The following is a 26,265-nucleotide window of genomic DNA, read 5'->3' on the forward strand; positions in this document are numbered from 1 at the left end:
AGTGCCAGGAGCGCCTAAAACGTACGCCACCGCACCCGGGCCGGGTGTTTTTATTCCCCGCTTACATGTTGGTGGTATGAGCGACCTCGCCTGTTCGAACGAGGACATCCTCGGCGCACTCGCCGGACTCGGCCCGGTGACGACGGGCGAACTCGCCGGGATGGTCGACTGTTCGGACGAGGCACTCGAGGACAGCCTCGACGCCCTCGTCGATGCGGGCGTACTGGAGACCAGGGCCGTCGACGAGCGCAGTCGGCTGTGGTGGCGCACGCGGGACGACGAGGAGAGCGTGGACACGTTCCGCGCCGAGCTCGCCGAGACGCTTCGGCCGCTGACCGACCCGGAGGAGATCCAGCGCGCGGCCGGACAGGCCCTCGCCGAACGGCTCGACGTCGACCGGGCGCTGTACCTCGAGGTGTTTCCCGACGACGAGACACTCCAGGTCCGGGACGGGTATGCCCGCGAGGGGCTCACAGAGGTCCAGACCAAACACCGATTCTCGGACTTCGGGGGCGACGTCAGGGACAGACTCCGGCGAGGGGAGCCACTGGTCGTCGACGACGTGACGGCCATCGAGGGCCAGTCCGACGAGCAGGAAGCGGCCTATCTGGACGTCGACATCTGCGCGTATCTCACCGTGCCGTTGCTGAAATCCGGGCGTCTCGTCGGCCTGTTCACGCTCCACCAGACGACCCCTCGCGAGTGGAGCGACACCGCCGTCGAGCTGACCAGGGAGACGGTCGAGTCGACCTGGGCGGCCGTCGAGCGGGCCCGTGCCGAGCGCGAACTGGCCGAAACGAACGGTGTCCTCCGGCGGCTCACAGACGCGAGCCAGGCGTTCAACGACGCCGACGTGGCCACACTGCGAGAGCGCGTCGCCGAACTCGCCCGGGCGGTCGTCGACTGTACGTCGACGACGCTGTGGCGCTACGACGAGGGGGAACTCCGGGCAGTCGACAGCGAGACCGACCCCGGGCGCACGACCCCGGAGCGGCCGTCGGACCAGCGCAGCGAGTGCGCCTGGGCGACGTTCGTCAGCGGGGAGCCGACCGTCGAGAGCGAACTCGACGCCCCCGGGGCGGTCCCCAGTGAGCCGGCGGCCGAGCCGATACGGAGCCGTCTCGTGGTCCCGCTGGGCCGCCACGGCGTCCTCGAGGCGGCCTCGACCGAGCCAGGTCGGTTCGACAGCGGGACGCTGGACCTCGTCGAGACGCTCGCAGCGACCATCGAGACAGCGTGGGACCGCGCAGCGGGTGAAGCGGCCCTGCAGCGCCGGAATCGGGAACTCCAGGAGCTCGACGAACTGAACACCCTCATCAGGCGAATCGATCAGTCGCTCGTGGAAGCCGACACCGTCTCGGCGATCGACGAGACGGTCTGTGAGCGCCTGGCCGAGTCCGAACGGTACCAGTTCGCCTGGGTCGGTGGCTACGACCTGGAGGCCGAAGCGGTGACCCCACGGGCCTGGGCCGGGGTCGACAGCAGTGCCATCGAGTCGCTCACCGCCACCACCGATCCGACCGCGGACGACAGACTCGGGTCCGGAACCCCCGCGGCGGACCCGTTCGTGACGGCCGTCCAGTCGGACGAGATGCAGACGGTCGGTGATATCGCGACCGATGTGCGGGCCACACCGTGGCGGGAGGCGGCCCTCGAACGCGGTGCACGCTCCTGTCACTGTATCCCGCTGGTCTACGAGAGGTCCGTCTTTGGCGTGCTGGTCGTCTACGCAGCGACACCCCACCGGGGAAACCGCGACGAGGCGGTCCTCGCAGAGCTGGGCGGGACCATCGCCCACGCGATTCACGCTGTAGAGGTCACCGCGACCCGCCAGGGCGCGAGTGTCGTCGAACTCACACTCCGGGTCACGGACGCAAAGACGCCCCTGTGCCGTCTCTCACGGGAGACCGGATGCGTCATCGAGTCCGACGGGATGGTAGTCGGCGGCGGGGCCGAACCGACGGTCGTGTTCACAGTCAGTGGCGTGACCCGGGGCGCGCTGACGGCGGCCGCCGAGTCGTCCCTGTCCGTCGATAGGCTCAGGGTCCTCGCGGCGAGTGAGGACGGTACGCTGTGCAAAGCAGAGATAGCGGACGACTCGCTCGCCACGCGATTGCAGCGCGACAGCGCGACCGTTGGGTCACTGACAATCGACGCCGGTGTCGCGACGGCCGTCGTCACCCTTCCGGAGACGGTGGCTGTCCGGGCGTACCTCGACGGACTCACGACCACCGGTCCAGAACTGGAGCTGGTCGCCCGCCGCACCCGGGAGCGGTCGCCCGACACCACCCAGCGGCTGCAGACAGCGTTCCACGAGCAGCTCACCCCCCGGCAACAGGAAGTGTTCGCGCTCGCGTACCGCTGTGGGTTCTTCGAGTCGCCGCGCGTCCAGACCGGTGCCGAGCTCGCGGACGCGCTCGGTATCGCGCAGTCGACGTTCAATTACCACCTGCGAGGTGCCCAGCGACAGCTCTGTGCGGCCGTCTTCGACCCGGCCAACGGGGCAGCGCAGACAGATCACCATTCGTAAGGTTGACCTGTGGCCTGTCTCGACCGATAGTCGCAATAGTGCGACTGTAATCCGTCGAGGACCGCAGTATTGAGACACGGCCCTTTCAATGCTGACAGTGCAGTTTCATATATGGACGATATCACGACACCCGACAGCGGCGCCCGCTCGCCGGTCACTCCGCAGGCAGGCCGCGGTCGGCGGCGAGTGACGCGGACGAGTGCCCCCGCGTCGGTCACCCAGTGGGCCACGCCGGTGCGGTGCGTTCGGCACGCGGCCGCCTCGACCAGGGGGTATGGGGACCAATGACCGGACAGGAGACACGAACCCGGTCATCGATGGACGCCGCCCTGACCGCTCTCGCCGACCGTATGCGCCGCCGAGTCCTGGTCTCGCTGTTCGATTCCGGGCCAGAGAGCCCGTCACCACCCCTGCACCTGACGGACCTCCGCCGAGCCGGGACGGAGTCGCAATCGTTCGAGATAGATATGTGTCACGTCCATCTCCCGAAACTGGCCGACGAGGGGTACATCCAGTGGGACCGAGACACCGGCGAGATAGCGCGGGGACCACGCTTCGACGAGCTCCGACCACTCCTCGATTGTCTCGTCGAGAACGCCGACAAACTCTCCGGTGACGTGTTCTAGCCCAGTCGCGACCGAGTGGGCCACTCGTCAGTCGGCGAACGTCGGCGTCTCGCGCGACCAGTCCCAGTCGAGATACTCGACGTCGACGGACGCCTCGGGCAGCTGGTCGTACCGGCGGAGGAACGCCCGAATCCCGGACCGGCCGCCGAAATCGCCCGGGAACCAGTGGAAGACCCGCGGGACGGTGACCACATCCGCGTCGTGGTCGTACTCGACGGTGGCGTCGAGATACGACCGGGTCGAAGTGTCGAGCTGGGCGTCGACGACGGCCGGCTCGTAGGCGCGAACCGCTGGACAGCTCGCCGCGCCGCAGTGCAGCGCGAAGTGGATGCGCGGGTCCACGGCGGCGAGCCTGTAGCGGTGTTCGAAGCTGTCGGGGAGCAGCCGGGGCAGATACCCCAGCCCGTACTTCGAACGCGAGCCCCGCAGGATGCCGTGCTCGATGGCGTCCAGCCCGAGCGGGTGGCCGGCGACGGAAAGCGCCGGTGCGCGGAAGAAGCGCCAGCGAGCGTCGTACAGTTCGGGCCGCTCGGCGAGCAGGCGCGTCGTCCCCGCGTTGTAGCAGTTCAGCCAGAACGCGAGCCCGGTCTCGTGGTCCTCGCGGACGGGCGCGAGGGCGTCCTCCGAACAGTCAGCCAACGCCGACAGTAACGGCTCGGGCTCGCCGTCGGTCCGCAACGCCACCAGCAGCTCCGCGGCCAGTTCCGTCGGCCTGGCCCCCGCGTACTCGCCGGTCGGTTCCATGGCACGTCGGACGGCCGCGGGGCGAAAAAGGCTTCCGCGAGTGTGTTCGGACCCTGCCAGCGCTCGCAGTCTCGCCGATGGTGTCCTGGGCCGACGCTCCTGTTTCGCCCATCCGAAGCCGTTATGCCGACAGACGAACGTCCCATCCGTATGAGCGACTGGGCGGACTGGGACCACATCACCAAAATCGACCCCGACAAGACGCTGTACGCCGACGAGACATACGAGGACGTGGCGGCGACCGGGACCGACGCTATCGAGGTCGGCGGCACCACCGGGATGACCGAAGAGAAGATGAAACGGGTCGTCGACGCCTGTGGCAAACACGATATCCCCGTCTACATCGAGCCCTCGAACCCCGCGTCGGTCGTCCACAGCGACCGTCACGACGGCTATCTCATCCCCGTCGTGATGAACGCCGGCGACGTCACCTGGATTACCGGCGCTCACAAGGAGTGGATACGCATCGACGACGAGATAGACTGGTCGCGCACCTTCACGGAGGCCTACATCGTGATGAACCCCGACGCCGCCGTCGCCACCTACACGCAGGCCAACTGCGACCTCGACGCCGACGAAGTGGCCGCCTACGCCGAGGCCGCCGAACACCTGCTCGGCCAGGAGATTATCTACGTCGAGTACTCGGGCATGCTGGGCGACACCGAAAAGGTCGCCGCGGCGGCCGATATCCTCGACGAGGCCACCCTCTTCTACGGCGGCGGCATCCACGACTACGACTCCGCCCGCACGATGGCCGAACACGCAGACACCGTCGTCGTCGGCGACCTGGTCCACGACGAAGGCGTCGAGGCGGTCCGCGAGACCGTCGAGGGCGCACAGGACGCGAAAGCGGCGAAACCGACCGAGTAGCCGAGTCTATCGCTATCTCCGATGATCCAGTCGGCCACGACCGAATCGACCGTTTTCCTCGCGGGCATGGCCGTGATAGGTCTCTCGCTAGTCGGATTCGGGGTTCACATTCATCGTAGTCAGGACCTCTCGCTGGTCGCCGGCGCCCGCGGGGAGACGGTCACCGACACCGCGGGGCTGACGGCGCTGGTGGGAACGGTGACAGTTGCTGTCGGCGTCGTAACGATTCTCGTCGGCCTGCTCGACCCGCTAGTTTCCGCGCCCGAGCGTGGCCTGCTGTGGGGCGGCTACATCGTCGCGACGCTGGCACTCGCGGGCTGGGCACACTGGCGGTCGAGAGCGTACACAGAGTAAGCGGCAGTGTGCCACAGCCCGGCGTGTGACGCGGCCGTCGTCGCGTACGGCTAGCGCTTCGAGACGTGACTCGCTGGGCTCGTTACCGCCCGCCCCGCTTGACCCACTCCGTCCCCCGTTCGCACTAACGAGTTGGCTCGCCGCTCGACTGTCGCTTCGCTCCCCGCTCGCTTTCCGAGGGTTCTCACTTCGCTCGAACTCTCGCGCTCCGCGGCTCCCTGCGGCCACCGCGTCGCCTCGGGGTCGCTCTTGGCGTCGCGACCCCGCTCCGAAAGACTGTCCTTAAGTCCCACCCATCAATAGCTGCTTCCATGGACGACCGTACCTACACCGCAGACGCCGAGCCGGGCGACCACGTCACCGTCGCCGGCTGGGTCCACGAGATTCGCGACCTCGGTGGTATCGCCTTCCTCATCCTCCGGGACACCACCGGAAAGATCCAGGTCAAATTCGAGAAAGACGAGATGGACGACGAGCTGGTCGAGACCGGCCTCGGCGTCCAGCGCGAGTCCGTCATCTCGGTCACGGGCGAGGTCGAAGAGGAGCCGCGCGCGCCGACCGGCGTCGAGGTCACGCCCGAGTCAGTCGACGTCATCTCCGAGGCCGACCCGGAACTGCCGCTCGACCCCTCCGGCAAGGTCGACGCCGAGCTGCCGACCCGGCTGGACAACCGCACGCTTGACCTCCGCAAAGAGGAGGTTAAGGCCATCTTCGAGATTCGCGCCGAGGTGCTGCGCTCCGTGCGCGAGGCCTTCCGCGAGCTGGGTAGTACGGAGATAAACACGCCCAAAATCGTCGCCACGGGGACCGAGGGCGGCACCGAGCTGTTCCCCATCACGTACTTCGGCCGGGAAGCGTTCATGAACCAGAGCCCGCAGCTGTTCAAACAGCTGATGGTCGGCTCCGGGCTGGAGCGAGTGTTCGAGATCGGCCCGATCTTCCGCGCCGAGGAGCACAACACGCCCCGCCACCTCAACGAGGCCACCAGCATCGACTTCGAGTCGGCCTTCTACGACCACACCGAGGCGATGGACGCCTGCGAACACGTGGTCAAGGCCGCCTACGAGGGCGTCGCACAGAACTGCGCCGACGAGCTGGAAGCGCTCGGGCTCGAAGACGAATTCGAGGCTCCCGAGGGGGAGTTCCCGCGGCTGACCTACCAGGAGGCCATAGACGAGATCAACGCCACGGGCGAGCTGGACGAGCCGCTGGTCTGGGGCGACGACCTCTCGACGGAGGCCGAACACGTGCTGGGCCAGGAAGTCGGCGAGCACTACTTCATCACCGACTGGCCAAGCGAGATCAAGCCGTTCTACATCAAAGACCACGACGACGACGAGGAGATATCGACCGGCTTCGACATGATGCACCCGTCGATGGAACTGGTCTCGGGCGGCCAGCGTGAGCACCGCTACGACCACCTCGTCGCCGGCTTCGAACAGCAGGGCCTGGACCCCGAAGCGTTCGAGTACTACACCAAGATGTTCAAGTACGGTATGCCGCCCCACGCCGGGTGGGGCCTCGGTGGCGAACGCCTCGTCATGACGATGCTCGGGCTGGAGAACATCCGAGAAGCTGTTCTGTTCCCGCGAGATCGCCAGCGACTCTCTCCGTAGAGTCGCCCGATCTCGCAGCGGCTCGAGATCGCCAACGTCTGAGCCCATAGCGAGGGCGCGACCGCAGGGAGCGACCCCGGATTGCGAACGGAGAGGGACCTCCGGTCCCTCAAGCAGTCGGGCGGCGGTGCCGCTCGACGACGGCGACCGCAGGGAGCCGTGGCGGCGAAGCCGTGAGCAGCGAGTCTCGCAGGACCGCCAGCGGCTCTCTCCGTAGCGTCGCTCTGTCTCGCAGCGGTTTGAGGTCGCCAGCGACTCTCTCCGTAGCGTCGCTCTGTCTCGCAGCGGTTTGAGGGCGCCAGCGACTCTCTCCGTAGCGTCGCTCTGTCTCGAACAGTCCTATCGTCTCGCTACCGGACAGGTCGTCGCCTCACCCGGACCGGGTCAGCGCGGTGAAAATCGGCAAGAGTCGGTCAGTCGTCGACCGGTGCGGCACCGCCCGTCTCCGGGCCCGCCGTCGTGCCCGACTCGGAGACGACGCCCTCGTTGGCCGCGACCCAGCGCAGGAGCAAGAACGCGAAGACGTACTTCGCACCGATGTCGAGCGCCGAGTAGCCCCAGGAGGTGAGGCCGACGCTCTGGACGAGCGCGAGCCCCTCGACGCCAAGCGCCCAGATTATCGGGTAGCCCAGCCACAGCACGACAGTCAGTGCCCGGAGGGTGCCGAATATCTCGTCGGTGTCGGCCGCGGCGGCTGATTTGGGCCACTCGACGAGGATGGCGTACAGCACCACGATGAAGAACGCACAGCTGATGACATAGAAGAACCATCGGAGGGCATAGGACGAGGTGACGAGCGCGGCCGCGAGGCCGGTGATACACATCCCGATGTCGGCGACGATGACGGTAAAGAGACTAGGGGTGTCGACCTTCGCCAGGAGACCGAGCGCCAGCAGTATCATCGGCGTCGACAGCGCCCAGGTCAGATAGCGGCCCCACTGGCTCATCACTTCTTCGCCGGCCAGCGCGTGGCCGGCCGGCATCTCGATGAATCCGACTGTCAGCCCCGAGAGGAGCCCAGTGTAACTCGAGATGGAGACCAGCGGAATCATCAGCGTCGCCGCGAAGATGAACTTCGCCCGGGGGTCGGTCACGTTCCTGCCCATGTACACGAACAACAGCGCCGAGAAGCCGGCGAGGGCGATGTTCACCCAGAGAGACGACGACAGTAACACGTCGTTCTGGATGGCCTCTACGGCCTCCGCCTGCGTGGCCTGGAGCAGTGCTGCCGTTGCCGTTGCTGAAGCTGACATACACCGGTTATAGACATCGAGTACTTATAGTCGCCTACCCCAACCCAATAGGTACGGCTGTCGATTTTCCGGTTCGGAACCGACTCACTCCGGGAACAGCTCAACTTCCCGGTCGATGGCCTCGATGGCGTCGATATCCTCCGGCGCCAGTTTCAGCCGGGCAGCCCCGAGGTTCGCTTCGAGATGCGCCCGCGAGGAGGCTTTCGGGATGGTCACGACGGTGTCGTAGCTCGTGACCCAGGCGATGGCGACGGCGGCGGGCGTCGTCCCGTGCCGCCGGGCGATAGCCTGGATAGTGGGGTCCTCGAACACCAGTCCGCCGGCGAGCGGCGAGTACGCGACCAGCGGGTAGTCCTCGCGCTGTGCGTGGTCGAGCAGCGCCTCGTCCCGGAAGAAGGGGTGGAACTCCACCTGATGGGCGGCGATGTCGTCGAGGGAGTCACTGGCCGTCCGGAGCTGCTCGAGCGTGAAGTTCGAGAGGCCGATACCGTCGGCGAGTCCAGACGCCCGGACCCGTTCGAGCGCGGGCAGCGTCGTCGCGGGGTCGTAGTCGCCGCGAGGCCGGTGGACGTACAGCAGGTCCAGGCGGTCGAGTCCGAGGCGGTCGAGGCTCCGTTCGGTGCCGGCACGCACCGCGTCGGCGGCGAGGCTGTCGGTCCAGAGTTTAGTCGCGACGACGCAGTCCTCGCGGTCGCCGGCGGCGAGCCCGTCCCCAACGACGGCTTCGTTGTCGTATATCTGGGCGGTGTCGACGTGGCGGTACCCGACATCGAGGGCGGCGGCGACGACGCTCGGGTCGTCGACGCCCATCGTGCCGAGACCGACCGGCGCAAGGTCCATGCGTGGTGGAGGGCCGACGGGGACCTACGACTGTCGGTCGTGTTAGAACTCGTCGCGCTTGGTGACGGCGTCGGCGTGTTCGGCCCACTTCTCGACGGTGGCGTGGCCCCAGTAGTGGACGGCGCGGCTCCGTTCGTCGAAGTCGAGCAGGCCGAGACGGTCTAGTTCGGGCAGGTGGGTCTCGACCAGGGCCTGCTCGACGGCCTCGACGGTGGCCTCCGCGTCTGCCACCCCGCTCGCCTGGGCCCTTCTGGCCACAGCAGTCGCCAGTGTGTCGACGTCGACCCCTGTGTCGTCGCAGGTCACGAGGTACCGACAGACGGCGCGCCGTCGCCAGTCAGACAGCGCCGCGAACACGTCGTCTATCATCGGTGTCCTGAGACCCCGGTCCCGTGGAGTCATCCCCCGCCACTGCTCACCGCGCGGACCCTTTTGCTGGTCGCTCATTTCGCGTATTGTACCAAGAACCGGCGGGGGCATCAACTGACAACCTAGACAGCTAGGTAGCTGCTGAACGTCCGAATCTTCTAGGTAACGTGACCCTCACATATCAAGTAACCTGTCCAACAGGTTGCGCTCGGCCCGTCGGAGATGCTGGTGTAACGTCGACGAGGCAATGTCGAGCGTCTCAGCCAGTTGCTCGGCGGTCGTATCCCGGGGCCACTCGTAGTAGCCCGCGAGATAGGCAGAGCGGAGTACCTCCCGTTGCCGGTCGGTCAGTTCGTCGCTGAGAGAGAGACTGTCGCCCTCGTCCGTCGGCTGGCGGTCCCGGGCCTGCTTGACGACCAGCTCGAACCCGGGTGCGTGCTCCGATAGCGTATCGAGTATCGTCCGCGGCTCGGCGTCGAGCGGGGCCTCGACGGTGATGGTGAGGACCTCGCCGTCCGCGACGAGGTCGACGGGCCTGACGCCGACATCGAGGAGCGCGGACTGATAGGACACAGGCGCCCTGAGTTCGATGACACCGCTGTCCCCGTCGGCGCGGATGACCCGTCCGTCCGGAACACGGTCGTGGTCGAGGAAATCCGGTAACACAGTCTCCGGCGGTGCGTCCTCGACAGTTATGTACGCAAGCACCTCGTCACCGAGGTCGACGCTCCCAGAGCCCCGAAGAACGCAGTCGTGTTTCGCGGCTACGCCCAGTGGGTACGCCTCCGGCGACGTCGACTGGAACTCCATCTCGACGACGCGGTCGTGGGCCAGGAGCTGTCGGTTCTGGACGGCCGTGTAGGCAAAGCCGACCATCTCGCCCAGCACGGTGAAGGCCTCGACGGCGCGCTGGCTGAACGCCTCGGGACGGTTGGCGTAGACGGCGAGAACGCCGTGGATGGCCTCGTCGTGACGCAGCGGGACCACGAGCGCCGACCGGAACTCCCGAGCGAGCGCCGCGTCCCGCCACGACGCGACCCGCTCGTCGGTCTCGATGTCGTGGACGACCTGGGGCTCACCGGTTCGAATCGCGTCCGTGCCGGGGTTTTCGTCGCCGGCGTCGGAGCGCTCCGAGACGATGTCGATGTAACTGTCGTCCTCTCCGGCAACGGTCTTGCGACGGAGCTGCGTGCTCGCTCCCTCTCGCTCGCCGATGCACGCGAACTGGTAGAGGTCGGACTCGACGAGGCGGTCACACACCGTCTCCTCGATGGCGGACCGGGTCGCCGCCGACCCCAGCGCGCCGATGACGTCGTGGATGAGGCCGTGGACCTGCGCGAGCGTCGCCAGTTCGTCGCGCTGTGATTCGAGTTCGCGCTGGCGCTCCTTGCGCTCGGTGACGTCCTGGTGGATACCGACGGCGCGCAGGGGCTCGCCGTCCTCGCCGCGCTTGACGACGCGCCCGACGTCGCGTATCCACCGGTAGTCACCGTCCCTGGTCCGCAACCGGTGTTCGCACTGATAGATGTCGGTCTCGCCCTGGAAATGCGAATCGATAGCGTTCCAGACCCGGTCGAAATCGTCGGGATGGACCAGTTCCTCCCAGGTCTCGAGTCGGTGGTCGAGCTCGGCGGCGTCGTAACCGAGCATCCCGGCCCAGCGCTCGTCGAAGGTGACGTCGCCGGTCTCGACGTTCCAGTCCCAGACGCCCAGTTTGGCCCCCTCGAGCGCGAGTTCGAGCCGCTCGGTCGTCTGTTCGAGTTCCCGCTGGCGTTCGGTGCGGTCGGTGATGTCCCGGTAGAGCCAGATGTTCGCCGGTCCGGTGGGGAGGTCGACCGGGAGATAGCTGCGCTGGAAGACGCGCCCGTCGACCAGTTCGAGTTGCTCGTTGAGCCGGCGTTCGCGCCGGTCCGGCAACCGCTCCAGCGCCGACAGAAACGCCTCCTGGTCGGCGACGGCCTCGGCGACGGCCTCGGCGTTGTCGGGACAGTACGTGCCGACGAGGTCCGCAGGCGACTGGGGGATATCGAACAGGTCGACAAAGCGCTGGTTGACCGCGAGGACCTCCCGGTCGCTGTCCTCGACGAGGATCCCCACCGGGAGCGCATCGAAAAGCGTCGACAGCAGCGTGTTCGACTGTTCGAGCTCGCGTTCTCGCTGTACCCGTTCGGTGACGTTCTGAGCGAGTGCCATCCCGGAGACGACCGTCCCGTCGCTGTCCCGTATCGGAATCGTCTGGATCTCGTAGTGTCGGCCGGAGACGGTGGCGTGGAAGGAGCTCCCCTCGCCGACCAGGGCGTCCCGGTGGGCCTGTTCGAGCCGGTCGGCGTTCTCCGGCGGGAACACCGCAGACGGCGTCTGGCCGAGCACGTCCGACTGGTCGAGCCCCACCCGTTCCAGTTCGTCGCCGCCCGCCATCGTGTACCGCAGGTCGTCGTCGAAGAGGAAGACGGCGCCGTTGGGGAAGTGGTCGACGATACCGTCGAACAGCTCCTTGCGACGCTCCAGTTCCCGCTCGCGCTCGATTCGCTCGGTGATGTCGCGAGTGACACCCATCAGGCCGCTGTAGCCGCCGTCCTGGTCGTACAACAGCGTGTAGTGGATGGATATCTCGCGTTCGGTGCCGTCCTTGCGCTGGAAGGTCAGGTCGACCGTGGTGCTGTCCGACTCGGAAGAGAGCAGCTCCGCGATGGTCCGCTGACCCTTCTCCAGTTCGCCGGGTGCCAGCGTCCGCTCGGCGTGTTCACCCCGCAGTTCCGCCGGCTCGTAGCCCAGGTTCTTCGCGAACGACTCGTTACAGAAGTCGATGACGCCCCGTTCGTCGAGCGTGTAGAGCCCGTCCTGTGCCCGCTCGGTCAGCAGTTCCAGCATCGAGAGCCGGGCGTCCCGCCCGGCCGTCTCGGTGACGTCTCTGACTAGGACGAGCGACGTCGCCCCCGCTCCGTCGGGCAAGGGATACCGCTGCAAGAGGAGATGGCGCTTGTTGGCCGCCGCCCCGGTCCGGATAGTCGCCGGCTCCGGCGGGTCCGAGCGGAACTGCTCGACGGTGGTCACGCCGCTCGAATCGTCACAGAGGGCGGCCAGCTGCTCGTAGATATCGTCGGTCGGCGGCAGGTCGCTGGTCCCGACCAGCGCGACCAGCGAGATACTGGACCAGACGATATCGCCGTCCTCGACGAGGAACACCGCCTGGCCGGTCTCGGCCTGCCGGCTCACGCCGGCCAGGGCCTGCTGCAGCGCGTACTCGCTGCGTGCAGTCGGCGTATCGACCGTGCTGACGACCTTCTCGGCGAGGAAGCTGCCACGCTCACTCGACCCCTTCTCGACGACCGTCCGCATCGCGCCCGCGAGCGGGTCCGCAAGCTCCGTCGGGTCTCGCTCCGTGTAGACGATGACCGGTGCGTCGACGACATCGAGCAGCGGGCCGACGTCGGCCAATCCGACCGGATCCACGACCAGACAGGTCGGCGGCGTCGCCGTTGCCACCTCGATAGCGGCCTCGACGGTGCCGACACTCGCGACGGAGAGGTCGGACCGCTGGTCTGCCATCGCAGCCCTTGTCCGCTCGCGGACCGCCGCCTCCGCGTCGACGTACAGTACCTCGACGGCGCCGCTCGGTGCGGGCGTGTCCGCGCCGCCGACTATCAGTTCGCGACTGGTGGATTCGTTCGTCATACTACAGCGACAGCTCGTTGATAGCAGTACGGACAGAGCCGACGAACTATAGCGTACCGGTGAGTATCAATACGGATTCTGGTAGCTGTGTCCCGGTAAACGCCGTGACCGGTACGAGACTACAAGAATCCGTATCAGTCCTGAGCGGCCGCCTCGGCGACCGACGAGAGTGTCAGCCACGTGTTACAGCCCGCCCGCAGGCCGACGAGGTCCTCGGCCGCGACGGTCACGCGGACCGTCGCACCCTCGCGGGCCAGCCGGGCGGTGGTCCGGTCCCCCTCGATGTCGCCGATTTCGGGCCGGAGGCTCCGCTCGACGCGGCGAGCCACCGACTCGTCGGGATAGTCCAGCGTAAAAACAGTGCGGTGGGGCGGGCCCGTACGCTTGGGCGTCACTTGACGTCGATTTCTTTGACGTCGGGCGAGCGCTCCTTCAGCAGCACGCGGTGACCACAGTACGGACAGCGGACGCCACCGTACTCATCGAGTGTTACGTCGCGCTTACAGCGTGAACACTTGTAGCTCATAGCTGACAGATGGGGTTCGAGCTTTATTCCTCGTCGTCTTCGGCGAGGGCGGCGCGGATGGAGCGACGGACTGTCTTGCCGCCGGGGGTCTCGGGCTTGTAGCTCCCGCCGGTGTACTTGTAATCGCAGTAGCTACACTGCCAGATACCCGTGCCCTGCCGGTCGACCTGGTCCTCGCCGCAGTTCGGGCACGTGTGGTCCTCGTTCATCTCCGCCTCGATCTCCGCGACGCGACGCCGCGAGACGCGACCGTAGCGAGCGCCGAATCGGCCGGAGCTGCCGGTCTTCCCGCTCTTGCTAGCCATAGTACCCATTGGTCGGCCCAGCGGCCACATAAGCCCTTCGAGATACGGCGTTGTCGGGGGTGCCATCCACAGCGATTAACAGGCTCACCGGCGAGCGCCCGCGACGACGCCATGGACGAAGTACTGGAAGTCGTCGACGTCGTCGCTGACTCGGGCTTCGAAGGTATCGCCACGTGGGTGCTCCGCCTCGTCGGGCTCGTACTGCTGCTCGCCGGGCTTGGTCTGTGGCTGTTCACCGAGATGGGGCTACTGGTGCTCCCGGCACTGTGCATACTCGCCGGCCTGGTGTTGCTGGTCGCACCCAGCGTCCTCCTGCTGGCCGCCGAGTTCGCCTGAACTGCCTCGGTCCCCGGAGCCTGTAGACAGCCACAAGACCGTTCCGGTCTAACGGCCGCCGATGGCTGTGACCGACGGCGTTCGCGGAGTGCTCCGGCGCGTGGCACCCGCCACCAGCGCTCGCTTGGACGAGTCGACGTTCCTGTTCGCCGGCGCGACGGCCGGCCTGCTCGGCTGGGGCGGGACGCAGCTGCTTTCGTGGGTCGCCGTGCCCGACAGCGCCCTGCTCGCGACCGCGCTGTGGGCCGTCCTCGTCGGCGGCTTCGTGGGTCTGACCGTGCTGCACGGCCCCGACGCGGTACGGTTCTCCGACGCGATGCTCGGCTGGGGCCTCGTCAACGGGACTGCAATGGCGCTGACCGTCGGTGGCCTGGTCGGCGTGGTCCCCGCTCGCCTGGCCTTCTGGACCGCCTGGGTCGGGGCGGCCGCGCTGGGCTACCTGTGGACCGGCGGGCTGCTCGTGCGAGCGGGGGCCGGTCGGCGCGGCCAGGGGTATCTGGCTGCGGGTGCCGTCGCGCTTTCAGTGCTCGGTCTCGGCACGGTCGCCTTCGACGCCGTCGTACCGGTCGCGTTCCTCCTGCTGGCGGCGCTGCACGCCGTCCCGCTGGTGCTCGACGCGACGACGGAGCTGTCGGCGGTTACTCGCGGCGTGGTTCTCGCACTCGTGGTCGGCGTCATCGTCGCCGCGGGAACGACGGTCTGACCGACAGCCAGCAAAACGGATTTGCCACGGGGCGGTCTACGCTCGGGACGGATGCGCCACAGCCAGATTGCGATGCTGGCCGTCTCGGTCCTCTCGCTCCTGCTCGGTGGCTACTGGCTCTACAACGGGCGGGCACTCCAGGCCGTGTTCTCAGTCCTGACGGCAGTCCTCGCGTTCTTGACGTTCCGACGGCTGGAAGACGCGCCGCGAACGGTCTAGCTCACTCGTCCTGCAACTCGGCCTCGACCAGCGCCTCGTTGAGATCCGCCCGGACGTGTTCACCGAGTTCCCGGTCGCCCGCCGTCGTCACGACGCGGTTCTCCTGGACGCTGGAGCCGTCCCGGATGAGCACCCGGACGTTCCCGTTGGCGTCGGCCCGTGTCGCCTTCGCCCGCACGCCCGTCGGGGAGGACGCCCCGCCGGCGTCGATAGGCCCCGGAATTACCTTCTTCACGTGTGGATGGCCGGCGACGGTGTAGATGACCCGCTGGCCCGCCCGGCCGCCGATGAGCGTCGAGTGGCTCCCGCCCAGCTTCGACTCGGGCGGGGCGTCCACGACTTCCAGCGCCGGCTCGCCCTGCCGGTCGATGACCCGCTGGACGGGGTCCTCGCCCTCCACCCGGAAGAACTCGTGGTGGAGCTGGCCCCTGACCGCGCCGATGACCGCCCGGTCGCCGGTGACGTACACCTCCTCGGGCCGTTTCCGTTGCACTTCGTCGGCGACGAGGCCGGCGAAGTTCCGCAGCTCGACGACCGCGTTCTGGTCGCTTCCCGACCCTTCGGGCGTCGTCGTCACCGTCCGTGCGCCGACCACCTCGCCGTCCAGCAGACAGGTGACCGTCGCCCGGTCGCGCTCCAGTTCGAGGACAACGGCATCGGCGTTGGCAGTGCGACAGACCAGGCAGTAATCGCCCGGGCGGTCGAGTTCGCTCGCACACTGCCGGCAGTCCATACCGATTGATAGGGAGGCTGGCGCGGATAAGCGAGGCGGTTCCTAGTTGTGAGTACAGTGGACTACTTCAGGAAAAAGACGAACAGCCAGAAAGCCCCGCTCGCAGTTCGAGTGACCGTCATTGCCAACAGCCAGAAAGCCCCACCCGTAGCCGGTTGGTCAGCCGGCATGGGTGGGGCTGAAAGGGGCCGAGCTATGGACGAACCCCGGCGAAGTAAGCACCGCAGGCCGAAGGCCGAGGAGCACAACGAGCCGCGGGAGTCCATAGCTCGGGGGCTTTCTGGCTCTCAGGGACAGTAGCTGTGCGGTTTCCAGCTGATGGTACAACTTACGCAGCAGGGTCGTTCTTGCGGAACTCCCGGAGCAGCACCGTCGCGTAGCTCCCCTTGGGCAGAGCAAAGTCGAAGGTCAGGTCGTCGCCGTCTCGCTCGACGGCAAGTTCCGTCCGGACCTGCACCGCCCGTCGCGTCCCCGAGCTGTCGAACTCGCCGGGGAGCGCGAAATCGCCGGGTTCAAGCCCCACGTCGTCGAGCACCGCGCGCTCTATCTCGCCCGGCTCGCCGTCGGCCAGTTCGGTCTCGGTGCCGACCAGTGGGGCAGTGACGAACGCGCGCCCGCGCTCGCAGTGGCGCTCGACGGTCCGCAGCCGCTTTCCGGAGACCCGCTGGATGCGGTCGGTGTCGGGTAGTGGGAGGTCGGCGGGTGCCTCGTTATCTTTGAAACACACCACGTCGCCCTCGACCGGTCGTTCGAAAGGCAGGCCCCGCGACAGTCGTTCGGAGAGAATCTGGTTGAAGACGTACGACTGAGCGGCGTTGACAAAGAGCGTCTGGAGATTGCTCGGGAGCGTCTCGACAGCCTCGCGGAAGTCCTCGGCGCTGTCGGCCCCGTTTTCCACCAGCGTGTGACACATCGACCGCTCGTAACCGAGCGCCCGCGGGAGCCGCTCCAGGGCGCCCTGCCAGTCTTCGGTCTCGTCGACGTACGCGCGGGCCGTCTGCGTGGCCTCGGGCTCGCGCTCGTGTGGGTTGCCCACGTAGGCAAGGACGGCCTCTTTCCAGTCCTCGCGGACGATGGCCAGACCGACCTCGTGGGTGACCGGCCGGCGCGACCCGAAGCGCTGCTGGCCGAAGTAGTTCGGGACGGCGGCGGTGACCGGCTCGTCCGGGAGCGATGGGCCAGCGCCGACTTCCTCGCCGGCGAAGTCCCGCAGGTCCGAGAGGACCGATGCGGCGTTCTCGGGCGCCTCGCAGTCCCGAACGGCGATTTCGAAGGCGTTGCCGGCGAGGTCGCCAAAGAGGATGGGGCGGCCCGCGCGCCCGACGACGTCGACAGCTGCCCCGTCTAGTTCCGGCAGGTCGTCGGGGTCGATACCTTTCACCGAGAACAGCTGGCGGGTGACCGCCCGCTTGTCCTTCGTCCCGGCCCAGGAGACCCGTTCACGGGAGATACCGAGTTTGTCAGAGAGGGCGCTGGCGAAATCGTTGGTGTCCCAGTTGTGGAGTTGTGCCCGGAAGACGAGATGGGGGTACCCGCCCGTGTCGGCGTCGACCGGCGCGGTGTCGAACGACTCCAGCTCGGTGACCCGGAAGTCCTCGGGGCTCGCCCGCAGGTGGCCGCCCACGCCGTCGGCGTCGCTGACGTAGTAGCTCATGCCGACCACGCGCTCGATGGGGTGGGCCTCGCGCATTGGAGGAGTGTTCGTCGGGTCGGATTTAGCGTTGGCGTTCGCTCTCTGTCCGGAGCTGTCCTGCGTACGACGTTGCGCCAGATGAGGAAGTTTTATTTTCGACTCGTCAGCATTCGAACCTGTTGGCAGTTCCCCGCTGTCGGCACCGCTTGACCGGACTGTCCCACCTCCACGCCGTCGGCGGCTGGCACGTCGCCGGCCGCCCCCACTGAACGCCACTACCAGCAATGAGCGACGACAGAACCTCGACAGATGCACAGGAGCAAACGGGGGCCGCCGTAGTGCAGGGTCCCGTGGCCATCGTCACAAAACTATCCCGGATGCCAGCAGTGACCTGGCTCACGCTCGGTGTCGCGCTGCTGGCGTTGCCGGGGCTGGTAACTCTCATCGATGTCCTGGGGGTGTCACTCGGTCCGCTTGTCCAAGGCGTACTCCAATGGGCCGTCGCGCTCGCGGTCCTCGGTGTCGTCGTCGGCGTCGAGGACCGGTCGCTGGCCTCCGTGGGGGTCAGGCGACCGACGTGGTGGGACGTCCCGTACCTGATGGGGACGGCCATCGCCGTGCTCGCCGTCTTCATCGCCGGGCCGGCGCTGCTTTCGGCGGCCGGGTTGCCCGTCGCGGACGGCCTCAGCAGCCTGGAGTCGACACCGGGACTCGGTGTCTCGCTGTTCGCTGCAGTGACGACCGGCGTCGTCGAGGAGATGCTCTATCGTGGATACCCGCTCGAACGGCTGCTCGAATACACCGACAGTCCCGCCATCGCCGGGAGTCTCACAGTGACCGTCTTCACGCTCGCCCACCTGGTGACCTGGCCCGTCGGCACCGTGCTACTGGTCGGGATGGTTTCGGCTGTGTGGACGGCGGTGTACCTCCGGCGACCGACGCTGGTCCCAGTCGTGGGGTCCCACGTGGGCATCTGGGTCGTCGCCGTGCTGGGGCAGTACTTCGCCTGACTGGCTCGCGTGCCGGGAGTCACCGGGCTGGGGAGCTGCCACCGTGAGGCCGCGGGCTACTATCGTCATTCGTACGGTTCGAACTCCTCGCCGAAGACGACGAAGTAGACGACCCCGAGGACACCGATAGCAGTCGCGACCGCAAAGGCGAACCTGGGGCCGGCCTGGACCGTCACGCCGCCCAGTTCCAGCGACCACTCGGCCCCGTAGAGCCACCCGCCCAGTGCGGCGCTCGGGATGACGAGCGTGTTCCGGACGAGGTAGTAGCTCCCGGTGACGCGGCCGCCGGCGTCGCGCTCGGCGGGCCCGACGATGAGCGCCTTGTGCGCGGGCAGCCCGGCAAAGCGCAACCCGGAGTAGGCAAACAGCAAGAGCAGGACCCACTGGTTCGCGGGCGCGAAGATGAGCAAGAGCGGGAAGAGCGCATACACCGAAAAGCCCAGCGCGACGGCGGGCTTGAGCCCGGCGTACTCCGCGAGCTTCGAGACGGAGGGCATCGAGAGGATGGCGACGACCATCTCGACGCCCAGCAACACGCCGAAGAAGGCGTCGGGCCGCAGGTCGAAGCCGAAGCCGGTGAACCCCACCGAGAGGAACTCCGTGACGACGATGACGAAGAAGACGTACACCATCCCGTTGGCAAAGCGCACGAGCGTGTCGGCGACCAGCAGCGGGCGCAGCGTGGCGGGCATCTCACGGAGGTCCGTGAGCACCTGGGAGACGCCCTCGAAGGACTTGCCGATAGTGTCTTCGCTGGCGTCGTAGAGGGAGTGCTGGGCGACGGTGGCGACGGCGCCGAAGGCGACGGCCACGAGCAAGACCAGCTGGAAGCCATCGATGAAGCCGGCCGTCGAGGCGAGCAACCCAGCGGCCAGCAGCGGTCCAAGCAGGAAGCCAAACCGCCTGAACACCTCCGTGCTGGCAAAGCCCATCGCCAGCCGGTCGGGTGGGACGCTCTGTTTGACGATGGCGAACGTCGCACCCAGCCCGAAGGACTTCCAGGCCTGGGCCAGAAAGAGGCCGAGGAAGACGAACGTCCAGGCGGGCAAGGTCAGCGGCCCCACGGCGACGGAGCCGACGACGGCGGCGAGATACCAGACGGCGAACCCAGCGGTCGCGAGGACGCCGAAGGCGGTCAGGGCAAAGCGCGAGCCGAGCCGGTCCGAGACCGCACCCCCCGGATAGGGGTAGACGGCGCTGATGAGGTTGCCCGCACTCCCGTAGAGGCCGATGACGCTCGCGCTGGCCCCCAGCACGCGCATGTATTCGGGCAGGTAGCGACTCGTCATCTGGAAGGCGAGCGAAAAGGCCAGCATCGACAGCGAGAGGACCAGAACGTCCCGTTCCAGCGCGAAGAACTGCCGGAACGAGTCGAGAGGGTCGACATCCTCGTCGGCTCGGTCGGCAGCCATTATCGGAAGCTGTGCACGCTCGCATTTATACCTACCAATGAGTGGGCACCCGCCGCTATGGAGGGTTGCTGTGTGGTACTGAGTCGGTGCCTACCCGGTCGTAGGCGGAGGATAACGAGAACGGCCGGGTGGCGACTGTCCGACAGGTGTCGTCACGTGGCCGAACACGATAGCGTACAACAGGACGAGCGCGAACCGACCGACTGGTGGCAGGGTACCGACGTCGAGATAGAGGAGTTCGGCGGTATCAGAGTCGCACACCTCCCGGAGGCCGACGACGCGTGGATATCCGGCTGGGTCGAGGTGCCACGTTAGGGCGAAAAACGAACTGAGGGGCCGCTTACTCGGCCGATTCGTAGTCGTCGAAGCGGTCGATGTCGACGCCCTCGTCGGTGATTTCGGCGAGGACGATACCGTTCCCGGAGCCGGTGTCACGTTCGGCCGCGGCTTGGACGGCGCGGATGGCCAGGCCACGGGCCTCCTCGATGCTCATCTCGGGGTCGTAGTTACCCTCGATAGTCCCGGTCGCGACCATCGTCCCGGAGCCGGTGACGGTGTAGTCGTCCTGGAGGACGCCGCCGGCCGGGTCGACGCTGTAGACGTGGCTGCCGTCTTCGTCGACCCCGCCGATGATGGGGTTGATGGCGAAGAAGGGGCCGCCGCGGGCGAAGTTACCCGCCAGCGTCGCCAGCGCGTGGATGCTGAGTGGCTCGTCGCGACGGACCTCATAGAGGTTCGCCTCCGAGCGCAGCGAGCGGATAAAGGACTGGGCGCCGCCGACGCTGCCGACCAGCGTCATCGCCGCAGTCGGGTGAATCTGCTCGACCTTGGTGACCGACTTATTCGAGACGAACCGGCCGCCAAGCGAGGCCCGCCGGTCCGTCGCGATGACGACGCCGTCTTCGGTCGAGATACCGACCGTGGTCGTCCCGGTCTTGGTCACGTTCTCCTCGTCGCGGCCCTTTGCGTCCGAGGGGATGGTACCCACTTCGGGCTCGTAGGCGTCGGTGAGACGGTTCTCTGGGTCGTACATCATTCCTCACCTCCGAGTTCGAACTCGGCCAGGCGCTCGGCGATGTCGTCCTCTTCGAGCTTGCTGAACTGCTGGCTCTCGACGTCGATGGTGGCGATGTCGACGCCCGTCGCGTCGAGCCCGTCGTCGTTGACCGACGCGAGCGCGCGGAGTGCGAGCTCGACGCCGCCTTCGAGGTCCATCTCCTCGGCGTACTCGTCTTCGAGGTACGTCTGGATGTCCTCGCGGGAGCCGCCGATGGCGACGGCCTGCCACTCGTAGGGCGTCCCGGAGGGGTCCGTCTCGAAGAGGCGCGGTTCGCCGTCCTCGATACCCGCGACAAGCAGCGCGACGCCGAACGGGCGTGCACCGCCGGTCTGGGTGTACTGCTGGATGTAGTCGGTGACCTCCTTGGTCAGCGACTCGACGCTTGCGGGCTCGTCGTAGCGCAGGCGGTTGACCTGGGCCTGTCGCCGGGCGACGTCGATGAGCTGGCGGGCGTCGGCGACGTGGCCGGCGCTCGCGACGCCGACGTGGTCGTCTATCTCGTGGATCTTCTCGATGCTGTCCCGTTCGATGAGCGGTGACCGAGCGTGGCGGTCGGCTGCCAGCACCACGCCGTCGGCGGTCCGAACCCCGACGCTCGCGGTACCGCGTTTGACTGCCTCGCGTGCGTACTCGACCTGATAGAGGCGTCCGTCCGGGGAGAAGATCGTTATCCCGCGGTCGTAGGCCTGCTGTTCGTTTCCTTGCATTGTGGGTGTGCTCTATTGTTCACCTGAGGTTAGTGTTTCTGGTATATAATCGCATCGGCGCTCGCTGCCCTCAGTACAGCGAGAGGTCGCCAGTGATTCGGTCGACCACGTCCTCGTCGGCCGGCCCCACCGCGAGTGCGGTGACGGTACCGGGCTCCAGTTGCGTGTGGCCGGCGTCTCTGACGACGGCATGTGGCAGGCCAGCGCGTTCGGCCGCGTCGGCGAGTTCGAACAGCTCGGACTCGCCGTTCGCCTTGAGGACGACCTTCTTCTGGCCCGAGCCCTTCCAAGACGTGCGGACCTGTCGGCCGGTGTCCTCGTAGGCCGACAGCGACGCGTGGGCGACCTGGGCGGCGAGTTTCCCCTCACCCATGCCGATGTCGGCCCGCGCCACGATGGCCTGCTTCATACTCCCACCATAGCGACCGGTACATAAACCCCCGTCGGAGTCCCGCCGCGGTTGCACGTACCACAGGGCACTTACCGGATGGGCGCGGATTGAGACGCTCGACATCAACTTTGTGGGCGATAGCGGAAACGCGACGGGAGCCGAGGACTGCCAACCCGAGACAGGATACTTTAGGTGCCCCACGCCGGTACGTCGGGTAATGATACTCTCCGATGCGGACATCCTGCGCCGGCTCGAGGAGGGCGACCTCGTCGTCGAGCCCCTCGACGACCCCGACATCCAGATTCAGCCCGCCAGCGTCGACCTGCGGCTGGGCCAGGAGTTCCTGGAGTTCCAGCGGACGAATATCTCCTGTATCCATCCGAACAGCGAGGAAGAGGTCTCGGAGTACGTCGATGAGACGTACGTCGAGGACGGTAATGAGTTTATTCTCCATCCAGGGGATTTCGTGCTAGGGACGACCTACGAGACGGTCGGTATTCCCGACGACCTTATCGCGCACGTGCAGGGTCGTTCCTCGCTCGGCCGACTCGCAGTAGTCATTCACGCCACAGCCGGCGTCGTCGACCCGGGGTACCGAGGTCAGATAACCCTCGAACTGTCGAATCTCGGCACGGCACCCGTGGCACTCACACCAGGTATGAGGATTTCTCAGCTGATCCTCACGGAACTGAAGACGCCCGCTGACCGTCCGTATGGCGCCGAGCGGGGCTCGAAGTACCAGGACCAGTCCGGGCCGCAGGCGAGCAAGATACAGGGCGATAGAGAATTCGGTGGGGACCAATGAGCGACAGGGGCGGTCAGTAGCATGCGCTTCATCGAGGAGGTCGTCGTCGACGAGTTCCTGCCGACGTATCGCTCGCTACTGGCCGAGGCGCTGCGCGAGCGAGGGCTCACTCAGTCGGAGGTCGCGGAGCTGCTGGGCATCAGCCAGAGCGCGGTCTCGAAGTACGTCCACGGCGAGGTCGAGCGCAACGAGCGGTTGCTCGACCACCGCGGGCTGGCCGAGCTGGTCGAGCGCATCGCCGAGGGGCTGGCAAGCGAAGAGATGAGCTCCACCCAGGCGCTCGTCGAGACGGAAGTGTTCGTCCGCGAGCTCGAACAGGGCGGCGTGCTCGCTCGCCTCCACGAGGAGGCCGTGCCCGAACTGGCGGACTACGACGGCGAGTTCGCGGTCCACGACCCCGACTCCCAGCTCCGGGCCGCCGAGCGGACGCTGTCGGCGGTCCGGCGGGGGCTCAGAGTGCTCGAGAACACGAGCGGCTTCGCGACGCTCATCCCGGCGGTCGGGTCGAACCTCGTGCAGGCGCTGCCCGACAGCGAGGGCATCGACGACGTGGCGGCCGTCCCGGGCCGGATTCTGGACGTGAAGGGACGGGCGACCATCCCGGCCGAGCCGGAGTTCGGCGTGAGCGAACACGTCGCCTCCGTCGTCCTGGCCGCGCAGGCGGCTGGCAGTCCGGCCCTGGCGGGCCTGAACGTCCGCTACGACGAGTCCGTCGTCGAGTCACTCGTCGCGGCGGGCCACACCGCCGTCGAGTTCGACGCGGAGGAAGCCGTCGAGCCGGCCATCGCCGACGCGCTCGCGGACGACCCCGAGGCCGACGTCGTCTACCAGACCGGCGGGATGGGCGTCGAGCCGGTGGTCTACCTGCTCGGTCCGGACGCCGTGACCGTCGCCGAGCGGACCCGCGATATCCTGTGAGCGGGGAGTTCTACGAGCGGTGGGCAACCGTCTACGGCCGGGTCGACAGGCTTCCCGGACTGCGCTCGTGGCGGGCCGGCGCCGTCGACGCGCTGGCCCTCTCACCGGGCGACACCGTCGTCGAGATGGGGACGGGCACAGGCGCGAACGTCCCCGAGCTACGCGAGCGAGTCGGCCCCGACGGACGGGTCGTCGGGCTCGACATCACGGCCGAGATGCTGCGGGCGGCGCGGCGCCATCCAGAGCGGACCGGCGCCGGCGTGGACTATCTGCGGGGTGACGCCACCCGACCGCCGGTCCGGGGCGTCGACGCCGTGCTGGGGACGTTCGTGGCCGGCATCTTCCCTGACCCCGCGGCCGCGGTGGACGCCTGGTGTGACTGCGTGGTGCCGGGCGGGCGGGTCGCGCTGTTGAACTTCCAGCGCAGTGGCCACCCCCTGGCCCTGGCGCTGAACCTCGCGTTCGAGGGGTTCGTCCGGCTCTCGGCGCCGGGCGCGCGGCTGTCGGCGCGCTCCCAGGCCGACGCCTTCGAGGCGCGCGTGGCGGCGGCCCGGCGGCGGCTCACCGAGCGCACGGTCGACCGGCGCTACGAGACCTTCGGGGGCGGCTACCTGGGGCTGGTGTCCGGTACCGTGCCCGACGGCGCCGCATAGTAACCGCTTTGTGGCATCTGTCAGTCCGGTATCGTATGTCCACCGGCAGGCTCGTCCCGGCCCTGGCGGTCGTCGCCCTCCTCGTGCTCGCGGGGTGTGTCGGCGTCCCGCTCGGCGAGTCGGACACCACCACGGCATCGCCATCGAACGAGACACCGACGGCGTCTCCCACCCCCAGCGAGTCGGCGTCGGTGACAGTCGACGACGCCGTCACCGTCGAGAACGGAACACTGCCGGTGAACGAGACGCTGACGTTCAACCGGGTCGAAGCAGTGACCGGCACCGACGTCGACCCGTGGCCGGTCCGTGTGCGGGACCTCAGCGAGTGGCGGGGAAGCGTCCAGCAGGTCGGTGCCGTCCCGCTGAACCGGGCGCTTGGCTTCGAGAACCTCTCGGCGGCCTACGAGGCCGCGCCGCGGACGACCGAACAGGTCATCCACAACGAGACGCCGAGCGAGGAGCCGCCGGCGAAGCTACCGGTACGGAACCGGACAGCCGACCGGAGCAGCTGGGAGTTCGTCCGAAACGACACCCTCGGTGAGATGACCACGAGAGCCACGCTCGATACGGAACTCGACCGCGAGCGGGCGGCCGCCGCGGCGGCCGGGTGGGGCAACGACCGACTACTCGCCTTCCAGCACGCCACGAACGACAGTCGGCGCGGATGGGTCTGGGTCATGCGCTGGGACAACGAGACCGAGACCGACGAACTCGAAGATGCGCTCATAGAGTACACGGACACCCGCGGCCAGAACAGCGACGCGGCGTTCAACTACCAGGCGCTCGACGACACGACCGTCGCAGTCGTGTTCGGTGACGCCGAATTCGCGAACGCGGCCGACCTTCGGACTGCTGACGGAACGGTAAGCGTCATCGTCTCCGCGTCGGACGACTAGCTCGTCGGTCGTTCCGTCGCCGGCAGCACCGCGTCGGTGCCCGCGCCCGTCGGGGTCCGTTCCTCGCCGGCCTCTAGCGCGTCCAGGAACGCCGGAATCGTCCAGGTTTTCGTCCCGTCGCTACAGGGGTAGATACCGACCAGGTCGCCGTCCTCGTAGGCGGCCGCGAGCAGCATCGGCGTCGTCAGCACGTCCTCGCTGTCGCCGACCAGCAGCGAGGCCGTCCGCGTCTCGAAGGGCGGCCGCAGGCTCAGCCCGCGGTCGGCGGCCCAGTCCTCGAAGCCGGCTATCGTCTCGAGCAGGTCATCCTGCGTGTCGTCGCCGGTCAGGGCGATCTCTTCCGGCCAGGTCGTCACCGAGAACTCGTCTAACACACCGGCCGTCCGCAACGCGCTCAGCCGGTCGATGACCGTCGTCCGCGGTCCACACACCGGCCGCCTGACCCACAGGTCGACAACGAGGCCGCCGTCCGAATCGCGGTCAGTCGTCTGTTCGGTTTCGTTCGACATAGTGTGGTAATCACACGCCTATTTCCGACTGAACCGGAAATATGTATGTATTATCGTGATATAAGTGTTTCAATAGGAATAATGGCTTCCGGGGCAGTGCCCGGCAGAACGGTGAGTCGCGGTCGACTGGAACGAGGATTCTCGCTGCGCTCACTGCGTTCGACTGTCGGAGGCTTCGAAGGAAGCGAGAAGTCTCGCTACTGGCGGGTCGCTGCACTCGCCGTGCGCGTTTACCGAGACGTCTCTCTGCTCGCGGGTCACTACGCTCGCGGTTTCACCGCTCGCTGGCGAGGCGCCTCGCTCTCCCTGCTGCGCTTTAGCGAGGAACTGAGCGAAGAGAAGTTCCTCGCTAGTCTCGCGGGCTACGCCCGCTCGACGTTGTAAGCGATTCCTCGCGCTGCTCGGAATCGCTCTGCTCGCGGGTCGCTGCGCTCACGGCTTCGCCGCTCGCTTTCGAGGCGCGCCGCGCCTCGCTCTCCCCGCTCGCAATCCGAGGAATCTCGCTTCGCTCGATTCCTCGCTCGTCTCGCGGCTGCGCCGCTCGACAGGTCAGAGACTTCTCGCTCCGCTCG

At 67.4% G+C, this 26,265-nt stretch carries 30 protein-coding genes; 15 read left to right on the forward strand and 15 right to left on the reverse strand.

Annotated features, from left to right (window positions below; all coding sequences use genetic code 11):
- Positions 1–76: 76 nt before the first annotated feature.
- Both P1K32_RS04655 and P1K32_RS04660 read left to right on the forward strand, forming a co-directional pair.
- On the forward strand, positions 77–2,530 hold the full coding sequence (locus tag P1K32_RS04655) for a GAF domain-containing protein (RefSeq protein WP_276251547.1): 2,454 nt from the start codon (positions 77–79) through the stop codon (positions 2,528–2,530).
- A gap of 284 nt (positions 2,531–2,814) precedes the next feature.
- Entirely contained in the window at positions 2,815–3,156 is a 342-nt protein-coding gene (locus P1K32_RS04660; protein ID WP_276251548.1) for a DUF7344 domain-containing protein, read from the forward strand.
- A 27-nt stretch (positions 3,157–3,183) separates the two neighbouring features.
- Here the strand turns inward: P1K32_RS04660 and P1K32_RS04665 are convergent, their stop codons facing one another.
- Positions 3,184–3,900, reverse strand: coding sequence for a DUF547 domain-containing protein (locus P1K32_RS04665; RefSeq protein WP_276251549.1), 717 nt, complete (start codon positions 3,898–3,900; stop codon positions 3,184–3,186).
- Positions 3,901–4,050: 150 nt separating this feature from the next.
- On the opposite strand from P1K32_RS04665, the gene P1K32_RS04670 reads away from it, so the two are divergent.
- From P1K32_RS04670 to aspS, 3 genes are all read left to right on the forward strand, one after another.
- Positions 4,051–4,770 carry a phosphoglycerol geranylgeranyltransferase gene (locus P1K32_RS04670; RefSeq protein WP_276251550.1) on the forward strand — a complete coding sequence of 240 codons (720 nt, stop codon included), beginning with the start codon at positions 4,051–4,053 and terminating at the stop codon, positions 4,768–4,770.
- A 21-nt stretch (positions 4,771–4,791) separates the two neighbouring features.
- Positions 4,792–5,124 (forward strand): hypothetical protein, encoded by a 333-nt coding sequence (locus tag P1K32_RS17765; RefSeq protein ID WP_379690839.1) that lies wholly within the window; start codon positions 4,792–4,794, stop codon positions 5,122–5,124.
- A gap of 311 nt (positions 5,125–5,435) precedes the next feature.
- Complete coding sequence (gene aspS / locus P1K32_RS04685) at positions 5,436–6,740, forward strand: aspartate--tRNA(Asn) ligase (RefSeq protein WP_276251552.1); 1,305 nt, start codon at positions 5,436–5,438, stop codon at positions 6,738–6,740.
- Between the two features lie 413 nt (positions 6,741–7,153).
- Here the strand turns inward: aspS and P1K32_RS04690 are convergent, their stop codons facing one another.
- From P1K32_RS04690 to P1K32_RS04720, 7 genes are all read right to left on the reverse strand, one after another.
- Positions 7,154–7,993: a bacteriorhodopsin gene (locus P1K32_RS04690; RefSeq protein ID WP_276251553.1), complete on the reverse strand. Its 840-nt coding sequence runs from the start codon at positions 7,991–7,993 to the stop codon at positions 7,154–7,156.
- Positions 7,994–8,077: 84 nt separating this feature from the next.
- On the reverse strand, positions 8,078–8,833 hold the full coding sequence (locus P1K32_RS04695; RefSeq protein ID WP_276251554.1) for an aldo/keto reductase: 756 nt from the start codon (positions 8,831–8,833) through the stop codon (positions 8,078–8,080).
- A gap of 42 nt (positions 8,834–8,875) precedes the next feature.
- Positions 8,876–9,280, reverse strand: coding sequence for a DUF7344 domain-containing protein (locus P1K32_RS04700; protein ID WP_276251555.1), 405 nt, complete (start codon positions 9,278–9,280; stop codon positions 8,876–8,878).
- A gap of 96 nt (positions 9,281–9,376) precedes the next feature.
- Entirely contained in the window at positions 9,377–12,877 is a 3,501-nt protein-coding gene (locus tag P1K32_RS04705) for a PAS domain S-box protein (protein WP_276251556.1), read from the reverse strand.
- Between the two features lie 134 nt (positions 12,878–13,011).
- Positions 13,012–13,272 (reverse strand): KEOPS complex subunit Pcc1, encoded by a 261-nt coding sequence (locus tag P1K32_RS04710; RefSeq protein ID WP_379690843.1) that lies wholly within the window; start codon positions 13,270–13,272, stop codon positions 13,012–13,014.
- Positions 13,269–13,403, reverse strand: a complete 135-nt coding sequence (locus tag P1K32_RS04715; protein ID WP_166968497.1) for a DNA-directed RNA polymerase subunit P — start codon at positions 13,401–13,403, stop codon at positions 13,269–13,271. The genes P1K32_RS04710 and P1K32_RS04715 overlap by 4 nt, the downstream gene beginning before the upstream one ends.
- A gap of 23 nt (positions 13,404–13,426) precedes the next feature.
- Positions 13,427–13,738 (reverse strand): 50S ribosomal protein L37ae, encoded by a 312-nt coding sequence (locus P1K32_RS04720; RefSeq protein ID WP_276252166.1) that lies wholly within the window; start codon positions 13,736–13,738, stop codon positions 13,427–13,429.
- An 81-nt stretch (positions 13,739–13,819) separates the two neighbouring features.
- Between P1K32_RS04720 and P1K32_RS04725 the strand changes: the two genes are divergently transcribed.
- From P1K32_RS04725 to P1K32_RS04735, 3 genes are all read left to right on the forward strand, one after another.
- Complete coding sequence (locus P1K32_RS04725) at positions 13,820–14,044, forward strand: hypothetical protein (protein ID WP_276251557.1); 225 nt, start codon at positions 13,820–13,822, stop codon at positions 14,042–14,044.
- A 61-nt stretch (positions 14,045–14,105) separates the two neighbouring features.
- Entirely contained in the window at positions 14,106–14,747 is a 642-nt protein-coding gene (locus P1K32_RS04730; protein WP_276251558.1) for a hypothetical protein, read from the forward strand.
- 51 nt (positions 14,748–14,798) lie between these two features.
- Positions 14,799–14,966: a hypothetical protein gene (locus tag P1K32_RS04735; protein ID WP_276251559.1), complete on the forward strand. Its 168-nt coding sequence runs from the start codon at positions 14,799–14,801 to the stop codon at positions 14,964–14,966.
- A gap of 1 nt (position 14,967) precedes the next feature.
- On the opposite strand, the gene P1K32_RS04740 is transcribed toward P1K32_RS04735, so the two are convergent.
- Complete coding sequence (locus P1K32_RS04740; protein WP_276251560.1) at positions 14,968–15,699, reverse strand: DUF2103 domain-containing protein; 732 nt, start codon at positions 15,697–15,699, stop codon at positions 14,968–14,970.
- 328 nt (positions 15,700–16,027) lie between these two features.
- Complete coding sequence (gene truD, locus P1K32_RS04745) at positions 16,028–17,389, reverse strand: tRNA pseudouridine(13) synthase TruD (RefSeq protein ID WP_276251561.1); 1,362 nt, start codon at positions 17,387–17,389, stop codon at positions 16,028–16,030.
- A 227-nt stretch (positions 17,390–17,616) separates the two neighbouring features.
- On the opposite strand from truD, the gene P1K32_RS04750 reads away from it, so the two are divergent.
- A complete protein-coding gene (locus P1K32_RS04750; RefSeq protein WP_276251562.1) occupies positions 17,617–18,342 on the forward strand; it encodes a CPBP family intramembrane glutamic endopeptidase in 726 nt (241 codons plus the stop codon).
- A gap of 65 nt (positions 18,343–18,407) precedes the next feature.
- On the opposite strand, the gene P1K32_RS04755 is transcribed toward P1K32_RS04750, so the two are convergent.
- Positions 18,408–19,754, reverse strand: a complete 1,347-nt coding sequence (locus tag P1K32_RS04755) for an MFS transporter (RefSeq protein WP_276251563.1) — start codon at positions 19,752–19,754, stop codon at positions 18,408–18,410.
- A 156-nt stretch (positions 19,755–19,910) separates the two neighbouring features.
- Between P1K32_RS04755 and P1K32_RS04760 the strand changes: the two genes are divergently transcribed.
- Complete coding sequence (locus tag P1K32_RS04760; protein WP_276251564.1) at positions 19,911–20,069, forward strand: hypothetical protein; 159 nt, start codon at positions 19,911–19,913, stop codon at positions 20,067–20,069.
- Between the two features lie 25 nt (positions 20,070–20,094).
- On the opposite strand, the gene psmB is transcribed toward P1K32_RS04760, so the two are convergent.
- The 3 genes from psmB to pth2 form a co-directional block, all read right to left on the reverse strand.
- A complete protein-coding gene (gene psmB, locus P1K32_RS04765) occupies positions 20,095–20,787 on the reverse strand; it encodes an archaeal proteasome endopeptidase complex subunit beta (protein ID WP_276252167.1) in 693 nt (230 codons plus the stop codon).
- On the reverse strand, positions 20,787–21,521 hold the full coding sequence (gene psmA, locus P1K32_RS04770) for an archaeal proteasome endopeptidase complex subunit alpha (RefSeq protein WP_276251565.1): 735 nt from the start codon (positions 21,519–21,521) through the stop codon (positions 20,787–20,789). Before psmA ends, psmB begins: the two co-directional genes overlap by 1 nt.
- A 70-nt stretch (positions 21,522–21,591) precedes the next feature.
- Entirely contained in the window at positions 21,592–21,930 is a 339-nt protein-coding gene (gene pth2 / locus P1K32_RS04775; RefSeq protein WP_276251566.1) for a peptidyl-tRNA hydrolase Pth2, read from the reverse strand.
- A gap of 199 nt (positions 21,931–22,129) precedes the next feature.
- Between pth2 and dcd the strand changes: the two genes are divergently transcribed.
- From dcd to P1K32_RS04795, 4 genes are read left to right on the forward strand one after another with little or no spacing between them, the layout of a single operon-like run.
- The gene (gene dcd / locus P1K32_RS04780) at positions 22,130–22,717 is read left to right on the forward strand and encodes a dCTP deaminase (RefSeq protein ID WP_276251567.1); all 588 of its coding nucleotides are present in this window, start codon (positions 22,130–22,132) and stop codon (positions 22,715–22,717) included.
- 21 nt (positions 22,718–22,738) lie between these two features.
- Positions 22,739–23,635 (forward strand): thiamine-phosphate synthase family protein, encoded by an 897-nt coding sequence (locus tag P1K32_RS04785; protein ID WP_276251568.1) that lies wholly within the window; start codon positions 22,739–22,741, stop codon positions 23,633–23,635.
- Positions 23,632–24,288 carry a class I SAM-dependent methyltransferase gene (locus tag P1K32_RS04790; RefSeq protein WP_276251569.1) on the forward strand — a complete coding sequence of 219 codons (657 nt, stop codon included), beginning with the start codon at positions 23,632–23,634 and terminating at the stop codon, positions 24,286–24,288. Before P1K32_RS04785 ends, P1K32_RS04790 begins: the two co-directional genes overlap by 4 nt.
- 35 nt (positions 24,289–24,323) lie before the next feature.
- Entirely contained in the window at positions 24,324–25,184 is an 861-nt protein-coding gene (locus tag P1K32_RS04795) for a hypothetical protein (RefSeq protein WP_276251570.1), read from the forward strand.
- Here the strand turns inward: P1K32_RS04795 and P1K32_RS04800 are convergent.
- Positions 25,181–25,693, reverse strand: coding sequence for an HTH domain-containing protein (locus P1K32_RS04800; protein ID WP_276251571.1), 513 nt, complete (start codon positions 25,691–25,693; stop codon positions 25,181–25,183). The two genes, P1K32_RS04795 and P1K32_RS04800, sit on opposite strands and share 4 nt — an antisense overlap.
- A gap of 222 nt (positions 25,694–25,915) precedes the next feature.
- On the opposite strand from P1K32_RS04800, the gene P1K32_RS04805 reads away from it, so the two are divergent.
- Positions 25,916–26,077 carry a hypothetical protein gene (locus tag P1K32_RS04805; protein ID WP_276251572.1) on the forward strand — a complete coding sequence of 54 codons (162 nt, stop codon included), beginning with the start codon at positions 25,916–25,918 and terminating at the stop codon, positions 26,075–26,077.
- Positions 26,078–26,265: the final 188 nt, after the last annotated feature.

The organism is Haloarcula rara (genome assembly GCF_029338235.1).
Taxonomy (GTDB): domain Archaea; phylum Halobacteriota; class Halobacteria; order Halobacteriales; family Haloarculaceae; genus Haloarcula; species Haloarcula rara.

Excerpts from the sequence above, each read along its gene's own strand:
- P1K32_RS04655 (WP_276251547.1), top strand. The coding sequence starts at position 77 with ATGAGCGACCTCGCCTGTTCGAACGAGGACATCCTCGGCGCACTCGCC.
- P1K32_RS04660 (WP_276251548.1), top strand. The coding sequence starts at position 2,815 with ATGACCGGACAGGAGACACGAACCCGGTCATCGATGGACGCCGCCCTG.
- P1K32_RS04665 (WP_276251549.1), bottom strand. The coding sequence starts at position 3,900 with ATGGAACCGACCGGCGAGTACGCGGGGGCCAGGCCGACGGAACTGGCC.
- P1K32_RS04670 (WP_276251550.1), top strand. The coding sequence starts at position 4,051 with ATGAGCGACTGGGCGGACTGGGACCACATCACCAAAATCGACCCCGAC.
- P1K32_RS17765 (WP_379690839.1), top strand. The coding sequence starts at position 4,792 with ATGATCCAGTCGGCCACGACCGAATCGACCGTTTTCCTCGCGGGCATG.
- aspS (WP_276251552.1), top strand. The coding sequence starts at position 5,436 with ATGGACGACCGTACCTACACCGCAGACGCCGAGCCGGGCGACCACGTC.
- P1K32_RS04690 (WP_276251553.1), bottom strand. The coding sequence starts at position 7,993 with ATGTCAGCTTCAGCAACGGCAACGGCAGCACTGCTCCAGGCCACGCAG.
- P1K32_RS04695 (WP_276251554.1), bottom strand. The coding sequence starts at position 8,833 with ATGGACCTTGCGCCGGTCGGTCTCGGCACGATGGGCGTCGACGACCCG.
- P1K32_RS04700 (WP_276251555.1), bottom strand. The coding sequence starts at position 9,280 with ATGAGCGACCAGCAAAAGGGTCCGCGCGGTGAGCAGTGGCGGGGGATG.
- P1K32_RS04705 (WP_276251556.1), bottom strand. The coding sequence starts at position 12,877 with ATGACGAACGAATCCACCAGTCGCGAACTGATAGTCGGCGGCGCGGAC.
- P1K32_RS04715 (WP_166968497.1), bottom strand. The coding sequence starts at position 13,403 with ATGAGCTACAAGTGTTCACGCTGTAAGCGCGACGTAACACTCGATGAG.
- P1K32_RS04720 (WP_276252166.1), bottom strand. The coding sequence starts at position 13,738 with ATGTGGCCGCTGGGCCGACCAATGGGTACTATGGCTAGCAAGAGCGGG.
- P1K32_RS04725 (WP_276251557.1), top strand. The coding sequence starts at position 13,820 with ATGGACGAAGTACTGGAAGTCGTCGACGTCGTCGCTGACTCGGGCTTC.
- P1K32_RS04730 (WP_276251558.1), top strand. The coding sequence starts at position 14,106 with ATGGCTGTGACCGACGGCGTTCGCGGAGTGCTCCGGCGCGTGGCACCC.
- P1K32_RS04735 (WP_276251559.1), top strand. The coding sequence starts at position 14,799 with ATGCGCCACAGCCAGATTGCGATGCTGGCCGTCTCGGTCCTCTCGCTC.
- P1K32_RS04740 (WP_276251560.1), bottom strand. The coding sequence starts at position 15,699 with ATGGACTGCCGGCAGTGTGCGAGCGAACTCGACCGCCCGGGCGATTAC.
- truD (WP_276251561.1), bottom strand. The coding sequence starts at position 17,389 with ATGCGCGAGGCCCACCCCATCGAGCGCGTGGTCGGCATGAGCTACTAC.
- P1K32_RS04750 (WP_276251562.1), top strand. The coding sequence starts at position 17,617 with ATGAGCGACGACAGAACCTCGACAGATGCACAGGAGCAAACGGGGGCC.
- P1K32_RS04755 (WP_276251563.1), bottom strand. The coding sequence starts at position 19,754 with ATGGCTGCCGACCGAGCCGACGAGGATGTCGACCCTCTCGACTCGTTC.
- psmB (WP_276252167.1), bottom strand. The coding sequence starts at position 20,787 with ATGTACGACCCAGAGAACCGTCTCACCGACGCCTACGAGCCCGAAGTG.
- psmA (WP_276251565.1), bottom strand. The coding sequence starts at position 21,521 with ATGCAAGGAAACGAACAGCAGGCCTACGACCGCGGGATAACGATCTTC.
- pth2 (WP_276251566.1), bottom strand. The coding sequence starts at position 21,930 with ATGAAGCAGGCCATCGTGGCGCGGGCCGACATCGGCATGGGTGAGGGG.
- dcd (WP_276251567.1), top strand. The coding sequence starts at position 22,130 with ATGATACTCTCCGATGCGGACATCCTGCGCCGGCTCGAGGAGGGCGAC.
- P1K32_RS04785 (WP_276251568.1), top strand. The coding sequence starts at position 22,739 with ATGCGCTTCATCGAGGAGGTCGTCGTCGACGAGTTCCTGCCGACGTAT.
- P1K32_RS04795 (WP_276251570.1), top strand. The coding sequence starts at position 24,324 with ATGTCCACCGGCAGGCTCGTCCCGGCCCTGGCGGTCGTCGCCCTCCTC.
- P1K32_RS04800 (WP_276251571.1), bottom strand. The coding sequence starts at position 25,693 with ATGTCGAACGAAACCGAACAGACGACTGACCGCGATTCGGACGGCGGC.